The organism is Vibrio sp. 1580 (assembly GCF_033340055.1).
In genome coordinates, this window is the sequence record NZ_JAWOVT010000654.1 from 1 (window position 1) to 535 (window position 535).

General features: G+C 38.9%; 1 protein-coding gene and 1 pseudogene. One reads left to right on the forward strand and one right to left on the reverse strand.

The window, feature by feature from the left end:
* A partial coding sequence (locus R7093_RS27660; protein ID WP_318147334.1) for a hypothetical protein occupies window positions 1-302 on the forward strand: 302 nt, incomplete at its 5' end.
* Window positions 303-314: 12 nt separating this feature from the next.
* On the opposite strand, the pseudogene R7093_RS27665 reads toward R7093_RS27660, so the two are convergent.
* Window positions 315-535 (reverse strand): annotated as a pseudogene (locus R7093_RS27665) (phosphoadenosine phosphosulfate reductase family protein); the annotation flags it as partial.

The window sequence follows — 535 nt, forward strand, 5'->3', positions numbered from 1 at the left end:
TTAAAATTATTTCGTTTTTCTTTCTAGCCTTGCCAACCTTGCTGAAACCCTTGCGAGCCCTTACCCTGTCGACGAGGTGGCATTATAGAGATCGCGCTCACATTGGCAAGTGTTATTTTGCAAAAATTGCAAAAATAATGATTAAACGACGACTTTTCGCCCAAAGCTTTATTTATCCAACTTTACCCAAAACTATCAAACAACTTATCCACAGAGTTATCCTAAAATGTGTATTTTTAATACCATTACGCATGCCTATAAATAAAGAAAGCTGCGTGATCGCAGCTTTCTTCTATAGATAGATATATCTGTACCTAGATACCTGAACCATCTTGTTCATTACCATCATCTTCATGAAGTCCACATTCACGCTTTAAACCAAAGAAGCGAGTTTCTTCCTCTGACATTCCTGGCTCCCATTTACGTGTCGTATGTGTATCCCCAACAGACTAGTAACCTTCTTCCCAAAGTGGGTGATAGGTAAGACCATGTTGCTCGAGGTAGTAGTGAACATCTTTATTAGTCCAATCGATTA